The organism is Microcoleus sp. T3_D1, assembly GCF_036700405.1.
Taxonomy (GTDB): Bacteria; Cyanobacteriota; Cyanobacteriia; order Cyanobacteriales; family Microcoleaceae; genus Microcoleus.
Genome location: NZ_JAUBOV010000074.1, coordinates 23,781 through 39,617, shown reverse-complemented (window position 1 = coordinate 39,617; position 15,837 = coordinate 23,781). Strand labels below are relative to the sequence as shown.

Sequence of the window (15,837 nt, the reverse complement as noted above, 5' to 3'; positions counted from 1 at the left end):
GGGGATGGCAACTATTGGCTGGCTGGATGTAGAAATCTCCGCCGCTTGTTCGTTTGCTGCTGATAAGGGCTGAATAGCTGAGGGAATTTCGCTGGGATTCTTTTCCTGTTTTTGAATATTGGGGATGCCAGCCGCTTGTTCGTTAGCTGCTGGTAATGGCTGAATCGGTGAAGGAATTTCGCTGGGATTGTTTTCCTGCTTTTGAATATTGGGGATGCCAGCCGCTTGTTCGTTGGCTGCTAGTAATGGTTGAATCGGTGAGGGAATTTCGGCGGGCGAGTTGTTCGGGTTTTGAAGGTTGGGAACGCCAGCCACTCGTTCGCTGACTGCTGCTAATGGCTGAATGACTGAGGGAATTTCACCTGAAGAGTTTTCCTGTTTTTGGATGTTGGGAATTTGGACTGGCGAGTTGTTCTGGTTTGGGATATTGGGAATGTCAGCCGCTTGTTCATTCACTGCTGGTAATGGCTGAATCGGTGAGGGAATTTCGTCTAAATAGTTTTCCTGCTTTTGGACGCTGGGGATGCCAGCCGTTGGTTCGTTAGCTACTGTTAATGGTTGAATCGGTGAGGGAATTTCGTCTAAATAGTTTTCCTGCTTTTGGACGCTGGGGATGCCAGCCGTTGGTTCGTTAGCTACTGTTAATGGTTGAATCAGTGAGGGAATTGCGTCTAAATAGTTTTTCTGTTTTTGGACGTTGGGAATCGAAATGGTTTGTTCATTCGCTTGTAAATTGGCTTGAGAAGTCTGACCTAACTCCTCACTACTAAACTCTTGCAAACGTTGATTTTTGCTTGAGTCAACGGCTTCTCTTTCCTCGGCAATTCGCCTGGTTTGAATCGCAGGAGTTTGTCGTTGGTTTTCAACTGCACCCTGTGGAATTTCTCCGATACTTTCCCCCACATCCTCGATACCTCGGCGGTTTACTCCCGTGGGAGTATCCTCTCTCATCTCCTCATTTAATGAAGATTTTTGGAGCGTGTCTCCTACTGTTGATAAGTCAGGGCTTTCTGTTGGTTTTTCAGGCTCTCCAACAGCAGTTTTTTCGCGCCTTTTGTCTCTGGGAAATTCAGACTTTTGTAGGAAGAAATGAGATAGGGAATTTGTGTTTTTAGCGGTGGGGCTGTTTTTTCGCGTTCTCGGTTCTAGGCGATAAGGAGGGGGAGTTTCTATTTGGGTTTGTACCACCGTTGATGGTGGCGGTGCAGGTGTTTCTGCTGGGGTTTCGGCAATAGTTGAAGGGGGTACGAGAGTTTCGGCTGGCTCTTTGTTAATAACTGAAGGGGAAACAGGTGCTTCTGCTGGTTCTTTGTTAATAACTAAAGGGGGAACAAGGGCTTCTGCTGGTGGCTCGGTGGCTTCCCTTTCCGTTAATACGTTTTGAGTGAGTGGCTGAAATTCACTGGTAGAGAAATCCTGCCAATTTTCCTCACCTTCTGAGGTTTGTAATAGGTTTTTATTGGGAGCCGTTAATGACCAATTAATCAGGTTAATTGAGCGTGACCCAAGAGGATCTAAAAATTTAGCATACAAAAAATTATTTCCTAAAGGATTAGGAGCGAGCAGGGGGTGTTTAATTCCCAAGGCTTCCTCTTTAGGAGCTACCTCTACCCTATTTTCATCCTTTTGTTGATTTTTCAGAGGCTCAGACATCGCTCAAACACCTGTTTAATGACTGGGGAAAAAACCCAATAAATCTCTTCCTAAACCGACTGTTGCACCGCCACTGCCTTGAGCGGTTTTTACTTGTAAACCTTCATAAGCTAAAGTTACTTCTTCAATGGCAACTGAGTTGCCGTCCGCTTGAAAGCCTGGGGCTTTCCAACTAATCGGAATTGCTCCTATTAGTGTCCAACACATCATGGTTTCTCCGGCTTGGTTAAACAGGAGAATATTGACATTGCGGCGGCTGCTAGGTTGACCTGTTAGAGCAAAGGTAATCCATCCCCAAAATGCTAAATCGTCGGTCATACCCCGTTTTAGGGTGACATCGGTAAATTCAGCATGACCTAAAACTATTCTTTGCTGGTCATTGACTCCCCCTTCTAAGTAGGTTTCTTTTTTTATATTGACTCCTAAACCTGAACATTCGGTAAAAGATGCTCTCACTTCGCTTTCTATTTCAATATAAAAGCGATTTACTGTAATGTAACTTTTTCTATGAGAATCCTCAGATTTTTTAATTTTTATTTGTTCATTAATTATATTTGATAATCTCTCTTTGTTGTTAACATATTTAGTGAGATTATCACGAGTCAACTCCTTCTGTTCTTCTCTTAGCTTATTTTCCAGACTAGATATTTTATTTTGCTGCTCCTTTTTCTTTCGCTCAATTTCGTCTTTTTTCTGGTTATAGTCCGTACTTTTACTATCAAGCTGCCCACTTTCCAGCTCAAGTTTATTTAAATCGAGCCTTGATTTCTCAAGTTCTTCTTGAGTAGTGACTTTTTGAGTCGGTTGTGGGGTCTGATTTTGGTTAGGCTGATCCATAGATATAAGGTTTTATTGCTAAAAAAATGTGGTAAATGTGAAAAAGTATATGGGGGATTGATGGAGAAAGGTTTGGTCAGAATATGATAAAGATGAGCTGTCACTAATCCTCAATAACTTCTACTACGTTCTTTTTGCAAGCGCAAATCGTCTAAGAGAAGCTGGTAAACACGATCGCCTAACATTCGCATTTTCAAAGGGTCGCTCATAATTTCTTCAGCAAGTTTGCAGAGGTCGTTAAAATTTGCTTGAGAGTCGCTGTCAGACCGATCGCTCTGAATCTTGGCTGAGGCTGCATAGCCAGCAGGAACAGTTAAATCGCCGATCGGTTTCCAACAAGGCGTTTCGCCTTGATTAAATTTCATGCTCAAGAGTCTCCAGAAAGTACCTCGCCATTAGATCCACTATAGAGAACCACCTCTAAGGAACGGTATTAACCAAAGGTCGAATGTTTGCTATTGTCCAGTAGCATTTACCTGTTGGTGGGAAGTGGGACAATACCAGTTTTGGTGAGCAACTGCTGGCTTTCTTGCGTTTTCAAGATTTCGGCAAAGCGATCGCCGATCGCAGCCCGGCGGTTGTCGCGCCTAAAAATCACGGCGAGGGGATAGGCAAGGGGATAGCGATCGCTCTGAAATACTTGGTAATTGGGGCGGTAGCCTCCTTTTTGGTTGCACAAATCGGTGGCGGGGTCAATGGGGCGGCCGCCGTCTTGGACCAGGGGCTGAACAAAGTTCTTATCGCTATCGCCCACCGCTAGCGGATAAACGGAACACTGCCCGAATACTTGGCTGATCGCCCCAAACCCGATCGCGCCAATTTGGTCATTCTCAAAGTCTCGCAGGGCATCCCGCAAGGCCGATATGGTAGGCACTTGCAAGATTTCTGGGACATTCTTGCGGGAAACCAGAGAATTAGCCTGAGACTGCACCAGGTTTCTAAATTGCGCGATCAGTTCCTCATCTCGGAGTACCCGCTGCTCAAAAATGCCGACAGCCTCGGCACTGGGGGGAATGTACAGCCGCACGGGCAAGTCGGGCCCTCCTAACTGCTGCCAGTTGGCAATTTTTCCGGTGTATAGCTGTTGGATCTGTTTAAAGCTAATTCGCCCGTTGAGATGTTTTGGTAGGGAACGATCGCGCTGTTCGTAGCTGAAAGGGACATAAAAGACCAAACCGTCATAGGCAAAGGTTTTCGCCTTGAGATCGGTACTCAGATTGGTCGTGAGGCTGCTGATTGCAAAGTCCACTTGTTCTAAACGGACTTGGGCGATCGCGTCTTTCCCCGTGGGCTGCGGCCGATAATTTAATTGGAGTTGGGGCCGCCTCTCTAGCAGTTCCGCTTCTAAAGTTTTATCTTTTTGAATCAAGTTAGGCTGCCGCAGGATATAGTTCCAAATGCCTTTCTGTTCGGCAGCGTAAGTAAATTTCCCGTTGGGAACGGCGGGCACGTCGCTGATACAGCAAGTGGGGATAGTGCTGCTGGCAACCGTCACTTGCCGCCGGGAGAACCACCACGCTAGGAGTCCACCCAACAAGCCGAGGGCGAGAAAAAGCAGCAACCACCGCCACCAGTACCTCTGCTGCTTATTTTCTGGCACAGGGGCGATCGCAGTTTCCACTCCGGCGTCTGGCAATTCTGCTTCTGGGGGCAAATTTAACAAGGCGCGGCGGGCCTCTGCTGCACTGGCGAAGGGTACGTCTAATTCCAGCAGGCGAAACAAAAATAGTTGGAGGGCAATATCAACGTTGCCCCAGTTTTGATTGTATCTGGGGTCAAGGGGGCGGCCGTCATGAGCTGTGTTTCCTGCTAGCAGGTAAAAGCTGACATAACCTAACGCCTTTAAGTCTTGGGCCGGTGTGGAAATCAGGGTTGCTTTTGGCGGCGGTTCAAACAAATGTTCCCACAAATTCAGGTCGCACAAGTAAACGAGAAATTGTGGATCGTGGAAATATAGCTGTTCCTGGGGGGAGATCAGCAAACTCTGGAGGCTGAGGTTGCCGTGAGCAATGCCTGCTTGAATTTGACCGTTTGGCAAGCGGAATTTTTGGCCGTGCAAATATTCTAAGCTTTGCAAGACTTGGTTGAGTAAATGCCGCACTTGCCTGGGTGACATTGCCCCTTTGCGGGCGATGTAGGTACTCAGGGTAGAATAGCTGTCAATATTGCCTTTTGTAATCAGGTAGCAGCGTTCGCTGTCATCGCGATCGGCGATCGCTTCTATAGGGTCAGCAATTCTGCCATTCTGCAAGCGGCCGTCTGCTAAAGATAACCCCCCCAAACTCTCAAAATTAAGTTGTGTTTGAATCGCTTCTTTTTCATTAAAATAGCGTTTCGGTAGCAAGTATTCTTTGATAATAACAGGTCGGTCTTCTATTAATTGTACGCCAGCATAGAGCCGCCCGATTCCTCGGCTGTTTAAAAGGCGCTCAATGCGGTAGCGTCCCCGCTTTCCTTGAATTTCTCCCAAGTTCGGCAACAAAGCCGGGAAGCCGCATTTTCGGCAAGCTTTTGCTTTAGGATTTTCTGTAACTGTTTGCTGGGCTTCTTGGCAGTTTAGGGGGTTATTGAAAGGACAGCGATATTTTTCATAAATAGTCAACTTTTCGGCTGTAACTTCTTCCCTACTCTCCCCTGCAACGGTCATGGGAAATTCTTCTGGGGCTGTTTCTTCCTCTGGATCAGGTCTGAATAAATCCTTGATATCTTCCTGAATAAAAGGAACGAACCAACGCAGGGGAGGTGGCACTATATTATAAATGCCGTACCGCAGATAATAAGTCGCATAGCTCAGCCTACTGCCAAGCGTCCACTTCCCCTGCCTTTTAATTTCTTCGAGGGTGCGGCGGGGTACTTTGGGTTGAAATTTAGGAAGTGTCACTGTTGATTTTACTCCTGTTCTGTCTGGTTTTCGAGCTGATGTTCAACGAGGGCGATCGCCTCCGAAGGGGATAATTGAGCGTTGATAATGGCGATAATTCCTGGCAAATATTTATCCATTGTTAAGACATTTGCATAAACTAAATTATTGACGAGTCCTGTGGTTAACTTCTCATTTTCCACATCGATACTGCTTTTGTAGCGAATCTCTCCATCTATAAAGTCTAACTCAAAATTACCAACTATTAAACCATAATTTCCCTTCATTAAATATTCTGCCATTGCTAGGATTTTTTCGGGGGATACTGCTAAAGGACAGACCGAATAAAACACGAATTGTTGAGCTTCTTCAAAAGCGCACGCATAACAAGTCCAGCGTCCATTTTCCCCCTCAAATCCCATTTGCAGAACAGACTCTCCCTCAAGTTCTACAAAGTTCCAATCGTCCTCATCAAAAAATTCTCTCATCACTTCAGAAATAGGCTGAGGTTGGGAGGAATTGTTAAAGTCAAGTTTTTCTAATAATCCTATAAATTGAATCAGATTTTCGGAAGACTCTTCGCTGCTAGAATTTAGGGTGTCCAACTGGGATGTCAAACTCTCAGTTTTTTCTTGAATAAAACTAGACAAGGATTCAAGAATTTTATTTCCTGTAGATACGGCTTCATTGATTTCGCTCAGATTTAGGTGATCCCAAAACGTTCGATATCCTACTTTTTCTGTTTCTTGCTGTTGTTTTACTGATAAACAATACCAATTTTCTGTATAATTAAAAGCTTGAGTAACATCATCAGAAAAGTCTAAATTTATCAAGAAATCAATAATATTTTCTGTTTTTTTTCCTTCCTGATTCAGTTTGACTAACCAATCCGGTCGCAATTCAATTTCTAAAATGATAGGAATTTCTGGTAAAAACTCAACTGTCTTTATGGAAAATGTTAATTCTGATTTCAAGTTAAACAGTGAGTTTTTTAATAGGGATTTGTAAAGTTGCTCGTGGGTTGCAAATTTCAAACGGCATCGGAGAATTTCTCCATCTTTCTCAGTCAGTGTTAGAGCGATTCCCTGAACACGAACAGGGTTGCCATCAGCAGAATAGAAAGTTAATTCTTGATTAATTGGGTAAGAGTTCATAGTTTTTCCCTGTCAGCAATTCATGATTATTTTTTACGATCGGCCCTGACGGAAATTTCTACAGTCGCAGGGTCAGTTCGCTTGACTTTGGTATTAACATCTAGAGGCTGTTTAGCCTCAGTGCTAGCCTTGTTAGGTGATGGTTTTTGAGAAGTTTTTGCTTCTTCTTTAAGTTCTTCAGTTGCTTTCTTCTCTTTTTCCTCTTTGACAACTGGCTCTTTAGTTGTTTTTGGTGTTGTTTCCTGCTTCTCAGGCTGACCTGCTTTCACTTTCGGGTCTTTACCGTTTGTGGTAGCAGAAGGCATCTGTGGTTTTTCAGATGCTTTTGTTAGGCTAGGTTCTTTAGTTTTAGCGTCTGATTTGGGCTGAGAATTTTTGCTGAACAGGGAACCCCACAAGCTGCCTCCTTCAGATTTACCTTTTTCAGCTTTTGGTTCTGTTTGAGGAGTTAAACGCTCTAGGTTTTTTGCCAAACTTGCTGTATCCTCTTGTGGAGGCTTTTGTGGTCTGCCTTTAATTTGAATATCGTAGGTAAAGCTATCGCCAATAGTAGCTGATCCCACAATTTTAAGCAACTCTAAATCAAAGTCTACAGCAACTCTATCCAGTTTTTTCTGTACGATGTCAGGGTTAGGGTATTGATTAACAATTTGCTGGATTAACTTCACAATATCATAAACTAAATCGTCCGGTAAAGCTTGATTATCTTCTACTCCAGCTTGTTTTTTCTTCTGTTGTTCCTGTTGTTTTGGTTGCTCGATTTTTACTTTCATTGTTAGCTTGTTTCCTTGAATATTCGAGCTAACATTTACATTGGAATTTGAGGTGAAGTAATCCAATGCCATTGATGCGCCAACCGCCACAGCACCTATAGCCAGTGCTTTTCTCTCAGCCTTTTTCACCTCTGCGTTGCCATTAGAATTGCCCTCAGCTTCGCGTTGTACAAAAGATGGGGCTTCTTCACTAACTCGCTGTACTGTACGGGATAGTAAAGGGTTGCTGGGAGCAACTTGGGGAGACTCGCCAGACTGTTGAACAACGTGGGTGAGTTCGTGAGCGAGGAGTCTCTGACCCGTTTGGCTTTCGGGCGCGTAAGCCCCCTGACGGAAGAACACATCCGAGCCCGTTGTAAAGGCGCGAGCTTCCAGAGAACGGCTGAGGCGATCGCCTTCTGTATCGGCATGGATGCGAACGCTGCTGAAATCAAAACCGAAGGCATTTTCCATTGGGGCGCGAACATTTGGCGCAAGTTGTTGCCCTTTACCTTGCGATCGCTCAATGGCTTCTTCCACGCCGGTACCATCAACCGTCGAAGTCGCTCCCGGTATCGCTTCCCGTTGAGCCTGGGTTGATTCCTCTTTGGGAGCGATCGCTTGAATTTGATATTTTGTTTTTTCTTTATTTTCCGGAGCAATAGTCAGAGATTGGACTTGATAGCGCTGTTTTAACTCGGGCAAACCTTTCTCTACATTTTTGTATGTTACCTTACTTTTGACTAATTTTTTCAGTTTTTTCGCCAAATCTTTCAAAACTTTCTTAGAAGTTAGTACCTTGGCTTTTAGTGTGAAATTCGCCTTTTTCTTATCTCCCTTCAGTTGGCTTTTAACAATCAGTTGGTTTTTCGGATTTTTCCAAGGGTTCTCTTTTTTTAATTGTAAAATTTTAGTGCCTGGTTCAATTTGTCGCTGCACTTTCGTTGGTTTAGTCTTGGCGGGGGCTTTCAGTTGTTTGGTCTTGCCCACGATTTCGTATTTACTGGAGGAACCAAAAACACCTCCTTTCTTGACCTTTAGCTCATCGATTTTGTGTTGAGAAGCAATCGCAGGCAATTGTTTCTCAACTTCTTTGGGATCGCGAACTTTTTTCACCAGTTCCTGAGTTTTATTCTGAGCCGTAGCTAGGCGCTTTTTAGCATTATCCTTTGAGTTTTTATCTTTTATTCCTAACTCTTGTTTAATTTTACCCTTGATTTTGTTATATCCTTTCTTGACCGCTTTTTTGGCTTTATTATATCCTTTCTTGACCGCTTTTTTGGCTTTATTATATCCTTTTTTAACCGCTTTTCCTATGGCTTTAAAAAATGCCTTTCCTTTGTCAAAAATAGTTGTAACAACCTTGGTAACAGGTTCTTTTAGCTTGGTAAAAATCTTTTGAATTTTAGCAGGAATACCTCCAATTCCCAAAACCGATGCTAAGAACCCTAACAAAGTCGGAATAGCATTCGCCAAAGCCGTCTCGATCATATTTGCCATCTCGCCCGGATTGCCGTCAATGATTGATTTTAGAGTATTTAAAATCGAGTCTACCAGCGCTTTAATCTGCTCTTTTTTTTCTATAAAAAACTGCACCACATCAACGATAGCTTTAGCAATTTTAGCCAAACCCGAGGCGGGATTGAGCATCCCAATCAGCCACACTACCCCTTGTTTGACGACCTCTACAATCAGCATTTCTGAGAGGTCTTTCATAAAAATTTCTTTTAAAGTCCCTATTGAAGACTTCATAAAATTCCAAATCCCGGATAAACCGTCTTTAATTAAGCTTGAAAAGAAATCAAACAGTAATTTCGCCCCTTTCCCCAAACCGCCCACCAATTCAAATACATCTCCACCCAAAGAACTGAGCATATTTCCCGCAAAACCGATTAGGGTTTCAACGCTAACCCCCAAAGATTTAAAGATATTTTGGGCGGTTTCAGGTAAGGACTCAATCGCCTCAGCCCCTTGTTCAATTAACATCATAACCACATCAATCCCCACTTGGGAAATGACTTTAACTAAATCCCACAATACCTTGAGGCTATCGGTTCCATTTTGAATTACAAAATCAATAATAAATTTAATCAGTCCAACAATATTTGAACCCAAAAACTGTTCGGCTATCCCAAAAATATTGTCTGTTGTTAAACCCAAAATTTGCAAAAGGAGGTCTAAAAATCCCTTCAAATTAAACTCTTTTGGTAATTTTAGATCGCTACCAATATTGCCAAACAGCCAAGTCACCAAACCATTTAAGAGGTGTTTGCCAACATTGTTAACAAATTGTTTCAGACCATCGCCAATCCCTTTAAAGAGATTTTTCATGAATCCAATCGGATCGTTAATAATGGCATCAATAACTTGACCTGCCATCCCCCCAAGTAAAGGTTCTAGAAGCCATTTTATCGGAGTTAAAACCGCTTTAATGATAGCCTTAGCCAGATCGGCGATCGCATCCAGAACTTTATCCACTAAACCCTTATTTTCTTCCTTGAGTTTCTCAATTCGCTTATCTAATTCCTTGAGATTTTCCTGATATTTTTGAGCCAAAGAATCAACCAGAGCCGCCTGTTTCTCGTGAATGCTTTGCTCTAAACCATCAAATTTTGACTGAATATTAGCCGCAGACTCCGCCCCCACTTGTTTAATATCTTCCGGCAAAGATGTTACATAATCATTAACTTGTTGTCGGCCTTTATCAACCAATTGTTTCGCTTCGTTGAGTCCAGTTTCAACAATTTCAGCAAGTTTTGAGACGCTTTTCTTCATCTCATCAAGATAAATATTTTTCCCTTCTTCATAAAAACTATTAACTTCATTGGGCAATCCTTTAAACAGATCTCTAACCCAACGCCACTTACCTTTCAATCCACTATAACGTTCCCTTTTATAAGCCGCCATTCTTCCGGCTACATAGCCTTCAAACTTCCGCTTTGCTATGTCCGAACCCCTTTTAAATTCTTTATCGACATCGGCATCTAACTTTTTCAGTCTCCCATCTACCGAGTCTTTAGTTTGCTTATAAATCTTCTCAATATCTGCGGTAACTTTCTCCCGCTTTTTCTCATCTTCTGTTTTAGTTTGTTCCTGATTTGTCGCCACTTCCGTCATGCTGGCGGTGCGATCGTTAAACATTTCTTGATTGCTTTGATCCGCCATTCCCACCGCTTCACCCCGGGCCGTTGTTACTTGTGTTTCTTCTTGTTGGCGGTATTCTTTCGGCCCTTCTGTAGACTGTTTTTTCGTGTCTTTTAAAGCGTTAATGGCTTGAGATCCCCCCATTTCTCCCCAGGTTTCCAGGCGATTTGTATTGAGAGGAACTTCTTTATGCGGTTGCTCAACTTGTTGAGCTTCTAGGGCAACTTTTCGTTGAATTAATAAATGCGATCGCTGAATACTTTCTGCGAGTAACCGTTCGTTTTCTATCGTTTCCGCAGGAGAAATATCTTGATTATTATTAGCATTATTATTGGCGGGTTCAGTTTGGGATTGAATCTCCGGTTGGGAATGGCGATCGCCCCGTGCGGGTTCAACTTCCTCCGTTGTTTCCACCGCCGGCATAGCCATCACTTTTTCAGCCATTTGATCGGCTTCCTGTTCGTACTTATCGCCAGGAGAACCGACAACTAACTTGGCTTGAACTTCCCCAAACGTTTCATCTAAATTTTCTGCCGTTTGTTTTAAAGGTGCCTCAATTTCTTTGTCCGATTTTTCTTTGGGAACAGCCTTATCTGCTTCAATAATTGGCTGCTGCTTGCCAATATCCTCTTTAATATCGGGAATAGGTTCAACAGGTTTGGGTTGTTTGGCACTGGGGTCGGGCGGAGTTTTATTCGCTTGGGGCAGTCCCCCCGCAGCTTCTTGCTTATTTTGTTCGACTTTTTTAGTTAACTCTCCTTGAACTTCACCTAATTTATTATTTTTAGAAAAATTATTGGCTTGCTCCAGATTTTTCGGAACAGCCAAACCCAATTTATCGAGAATTGCTTTCTCAAAAGTAGCGCGATCAAACGGTTTAGTTTTCTGTTGACTGGTTTCTTCCACTTTAGTCGCTTCAGCATCCCGCTTTTGCTTGTTGGGATCTTCTGCAGCTTGTTGCGCTTCATTCGCTTTCACCTGCGAAGGCTGGTGCTGGTTGTACTGTTTTGCCGTATTTTCCGACTGTTTCACAACAGCTTGAAAAGCCGGATCTTCTTGGGGAGAATTCGGCGCCGTTTCTCCCTTATCTTGGGGGATAGTAACAGGTTCAACGGTTGCCTCTTGACCGCCTGCTACAGTGCCTTCTTTAGCGCCTTCTGTAGCGCCTTCTGCACCTCCTTGATTTTCAGTTCTATCCTCAGCTTTATCCTCAGCTTTTTCATCCCCCTTCGCCTTGCTTGGGGGGGATGCTGGGTTTTGGTTATCGGTTTTTTCCTCTTTTTTATCCTGAACTTTCTCTTTATCTTTGTCCTGATTTTTATCTTTATCTGAAGCTTCAGGCGCTTTGTTATTTTCACTTGCTGACTGAATTTTCAGCCCAACTTTTAACCTTGAAATTTGATCGACCTGGGATAAACTCGGTTCGGTGAAATATGAATCTTCTTTCCCTTGAATTTTATTCGGTTTCTCCAAACGTTTGAGGGTTTTTTTCTTAATTTTCGGTCCCGTTTGTTGGATCGTGTGGGTGAGTTCATGGGCGAGGAGTTTTTTCCCTTCGTCGGTGTTGGGAGAATATTTACCAGAATTAAAATAGACATCCTGCCCATGAGTAAATGCTTGAGCGCCGAGGTCTTTACTTAATTGGACGGAATCGGAACCTGTATGAATTTTTACCCCGCCGAAGTCATTTCCGAAGCGATCTTCCATGAAAGTTCGTGTTTCATCAGGTAGCGGTTGACCGCTTCCTTTACTACTTTTTAGACGATTTTCGATGCTATCACTAGCCGTAAATCCACCATTTCCTTTTCGAGAAATCAAGTTAGACTGCTTAATTTTTAGCTGTATCTCTGGGGAGATTTGGTTGGAAATAGCTTTGAGGTGAACAACTCCTTCTATTTCTTTTCGCTGAATGGTTTCTGCTAAAGCTTTTGTTTGAATTTCTGGCTGGGTTGGGGTGAGTTCTTCTTGTTTCTGAACAGGAATTTTCATCGAGACGACTTGATCTGCCATACGATCGGCTTCCTGTTCGTATTTATCTCCAGGAGCTCCAACAACAAGCTTGGTTTGCACTGTTGCAGGAATCAACTCGGCTTCTGTTTTTTGGGAGTTTTCTGCTATGGGTTTAAGGTGAACAGTGCCGTCTTCGTCGGTTTGGCGTTGAAGGGTTTCTGCTATGGGTTTAAGGTGAACAGTGCCGTCTTCATCGGTTTGGCGTTGAAGGGTTTCTACTACAGGTTTAAGGTGAACAGTGCCGTCTTCATCGGTTTGTGGTTGAACGGTTTCTGCTACAGGTTGAGCTTGAATTTCTGGCTTTTCTTCAATTAATTCTTCTTGTTTTTGCACCGAGGGAGTCATTGACATGACTTTATCGGCCATTACATCAGCTTCCTGCTCGTATTTATCCCCTGGTGCGCCGACAACTAACTTGGTTTGCACGGTTGCAGGCACATAATCAGCGACAGAAATTCGACTAAAGTTGTAGCTAGAATTAGGAGTGCGATCGCCCCCTTCCTCTGGAGGCGGTGAAGCTGCTGCTACTGCTTGCGAGTCAGTGCTAGAGGACTCTTGCTCTTGAATTGTTGTTTCGTCTGTAAAGGCTCGCACGCTCCCCAATGCCGTTGGAGTTGCAACGGTTGGAATCGGTGTTGCTGATTTTTGGATCTGGGGAGTTGCCTTCACGCTCATCGCTTAACCTCTCTAATCCCGTGTTCAAGTCTTTCGCGCAGAAGAGGACATTAGATAATTAGTAGCACGATCGCGATCAACCCCAGAATTAGACTTTAGTCTAATTTTTGTTAAAGTCTTTGATTCAACTCAATCTATATTAATCTAGCCTAGTGAATTCTTATTCATTAGACTGCTCAGGTGAACTAAACATCTGCTGCATATAATTTATATATTCTCGATCTGCCAATGTCTTTAATTGCATCAAGCGAGCTTTGACTAGAGCGATTTTGTCCTCTGGGCTAATATCCGTAGCTGCCCCAAAAGCTAAAAATATTCTATCTATTGTTGGATTTTTTTCTGCATCAGTTAACTTACCAACATACCCCTTTTCTAGTTGATCCTCAACACGCTTTTTCCCTTGCTTAACACCTTCCCAGTCAGTTGCTGCTCTTCTTTGTTCTTCTACAAAAGGTAATTCTCCTCCTGGTGTTTTTAAAGATCTATAGAAATGTCTAAGCATACTGTAGGCTCTATGGACATATTTACCAGGTTCAGGAATATCTCGATAAAAATTAACGCTCTCAACTTTACTCAAAGCATGGAAAGCAAACCCTACTTGTTCATTAAAGGATTGATAATACTCTTGGGGTTTGAGTTCTAATTTTTTCAGTGCTTTTTTGCCTGTGCCATCCTTAAAATCTTCCTCTTTGTTTTTATAAGTCCGACTTAACATCTGTTTATTGGTGACGATACTAACAACCGCGCCTTCTGTATAATAGGACGCATTTGCAAACATAGTCGCCTGAGTTTTAATTTTCTTGAGTTCAACAGCAGCTTTTTCAATATCTTCTGTTTTTCCGTTTGAAGCCTTCAATAACTCATATTTAACTCTAGCAGTTTCTACCTGCGCTAACATATTTTCATAGGCAAGGTTCTCAGCCGACATCGTTTTCAATTCCTCATATTCTTTATCTTTGATATTATTTAGAGATTCAAGCTTATACCCTTTTTCACCAGATTCGGCTTTCTGTTTAATTTGTGTTCCTGCTGCCTCAATGGTTTTTTTCCTAAATTCATAGCGCTCTTCTACTTTAATTAAAATAGCTTTCATTTCAGGATCTAAGCTGGCTTTCTTAACATATTCATCCCACACTGATTTGTCGTGTTCCATATTTACACGCATCATGGTTAAGGAAGCAATAGTCTGATCCTCCATTTCTTCCTTTTGTAAATTTTTATCTGTTATACTACTATTACGCCATTTATCTTCGGCATAAAACTTATCTTCTTCTTTTTCACCCTTCCCAACAGATTCCCGATTAAGTTTGCCCGTGTCTTTTAAGCCTGTTTTTCCAAATAAAACCTCTCCTGGAACAAAATCTTTTCCATAAAAGTTAACATCATAAACCTGTCCTGATTCATTTCCATGACCATATTCTTCTCTAAACTTTTCATTTAACCAAGAAACTGCAAACTCTGAGCCATCCCCACTCATATTCACATCAATATCGGAAGAGGGTTTGGTGCTACCCGGAGCGTTAGCGATTAAAGGTTTGGCTTCTGCCTGAAAATTCGCCTTATTTATCACAGGTTCTCCACGTTTATCATCGGGCATTTTATCGATATTTCCAAATTGCTGCTCCCAAATTTCTCCTCGTTTTTTCTTTTCGTATTCAAGCGCGCGGCCTTTAACCTCTCCGAGCAACTTGTTAACAATCTCTTGCCTATCGTCTAAAAGTGCTTTCATTCCATGAGGTACTTTTTTGCTTGTTTGCTGAGGAGACTCTTCATGGTGTAAATAACCCTCTTTGAACTGCTTTTTGACTTTAAACCAATTATTTTCAGCATATTTATACACATAATCTCTTGGCTGGTCAACAGCAAGTTGATTTAAACTTTCATTTTCTGATAAATGAGGATTTTCTCTTTCTTGATTAGCCGTAGGTGCAGGTTCAATAACTTTTTCACTAGGTTGATTAGCATCAGATTCGGGTGGTTTGGTACTTTTTTGATTGGCGACAGGTTCATTGGCGACAGGTTTGTTGGCGGCTTCCCGAGAAAGGGGAGCGAGATCAAAACCTTGTTTTATTCTGATGTCACGAATCCGCTTCGCGTGTTTGATTTGCTCGGGGGTGAGTTTGCGTTGAATGATGGGAATACTGCTTTGCTGAACTACATAAGTTGGTTCATGGGCAAGTAATTCCTTGCGCTGGAGACTCGAACTCGCACCCGTTACCTGTACCTGCTCGCCTTGTGCAGCTTTGGCTCCTAAAATATCAGCTTCTGACTCTAACCCCGGATCGGCATTAATGGGAGATCCTTTCCCCTGGGGAACTGTTACCCGCCCTGCTTTTTGTTGAACAACGTGCGTTAGTTCGTGACCTAATAATTCTTGTCCTGACTGAGTATCCGGCTGGTATTTTCCCGGTTGAAAGTGGATATTTTCCCCTTGGGTATAAGCGATCGCATTAATGGCTTTCGCTTGTGGCCCTTCGTGGATGCGAACGCCCGAAAAGTCCGCCCCAAAAGCCCCCTCCATTTTCTGCTGCACAGGTTCCGGCATCGGCTTTCCACTCCCACTCGGAGCCAGGTTAATCTTGGCTTGTATTGGCTTAACCTTTTGGCTTGATTCTCCTTTAGCTTGAGCCGGGTCTTCTTCTTCCCCTTCAGTACGCTGAACGGGTTCTAACTTCGCTTGAGCCGGGTCTTCTTCTTCCCCTTCAGTACGCTGAACGGGTTCTAACTTCGCTTGAGCCGGGTCTTCTTCTTC

General features: G+C 43.1%; 7 protein-coding genes. All 7 read right to left on the bottom strand.

Annotation, left to right across the window (positions count from 1 at the left end; all coding sequences use genetic code 11):
- The coding region (locus QT992_RS26050; RefSeq protein WP_333378078.1) for a hypothetical protein at positions 1 to 1,653 on the bottom strand (1,653 nt) is incomplete at its 3' end.
- 15 nt (positions 1,654 to 1,668) lie between these two features.
- Positions 1,669 to 2,490: a phage tail protein gene (locus tag QT992_RS26045; protein ID WP_333339652.1), complete on the bottom strand. Its 822-nt coding sequence runs from the start codon at positions 2,488 to 2,490 to the stop codon at positions 1,669 to 1,671.
- 110 nt (positions 2,491 to 2,600) lie between these two features.
- On the bottom strand, positions 2,601 to 2,855 hold the full coding sequence (locus QT992_RS26040) for a hypothetical protein (RefSeq protein WP_333313728.1): 255 nt from the start codon (positions 2,853 to 2,855) through the stop codon (positions 2,601 to 2,603).
- Positions 2,856 to 2,962: 107 nt separating this feature from the next.
- Entirely contained in the window at positions 2,963 to 5,371 is a 2,409-nt protein-coding gene (locus tag QT992_RS26035) for a substrate-binding domain-containing protein (RefSeq protein WP_333339655.1), read from the bottom strand.
- A gap of 8 nt (positions 5,372 to 5,379) precedes the next feature.
- Entirely contained in the window at positions 5,380 to 6,504 is a 1,125-nt protein-coding gene (locus QT992_RS26030; protein WP_333339658.1) for a YbjN domain-containing protein, read from the bottom strand.
- A 26-nt stretch (positions 6,505 to 6,530) separates the two neighbouring features.
- Positions 6,531 to 13,085, bottom strand: coding sequence for an eCIS core domain-containing protein (locus QT992_RS26025; protein ID WP_333339660.1), 6,555 nt, complete (start codon positions 13,083 to 13,085; stop codon positions 6,531 to 6,533).
- A gap of 160 nt (positions 13,086 to 13,245) precedes the next feature.
- Positions 13,246 to 15,837, bottom strand: a 2,592-nt coding sequence (locus QT992_RS26020; RefSeq protein ID WP_333313734.1) for a DUF4157 domain-containing protein, incomplete at its 5' end; no start/stop codon positions are given.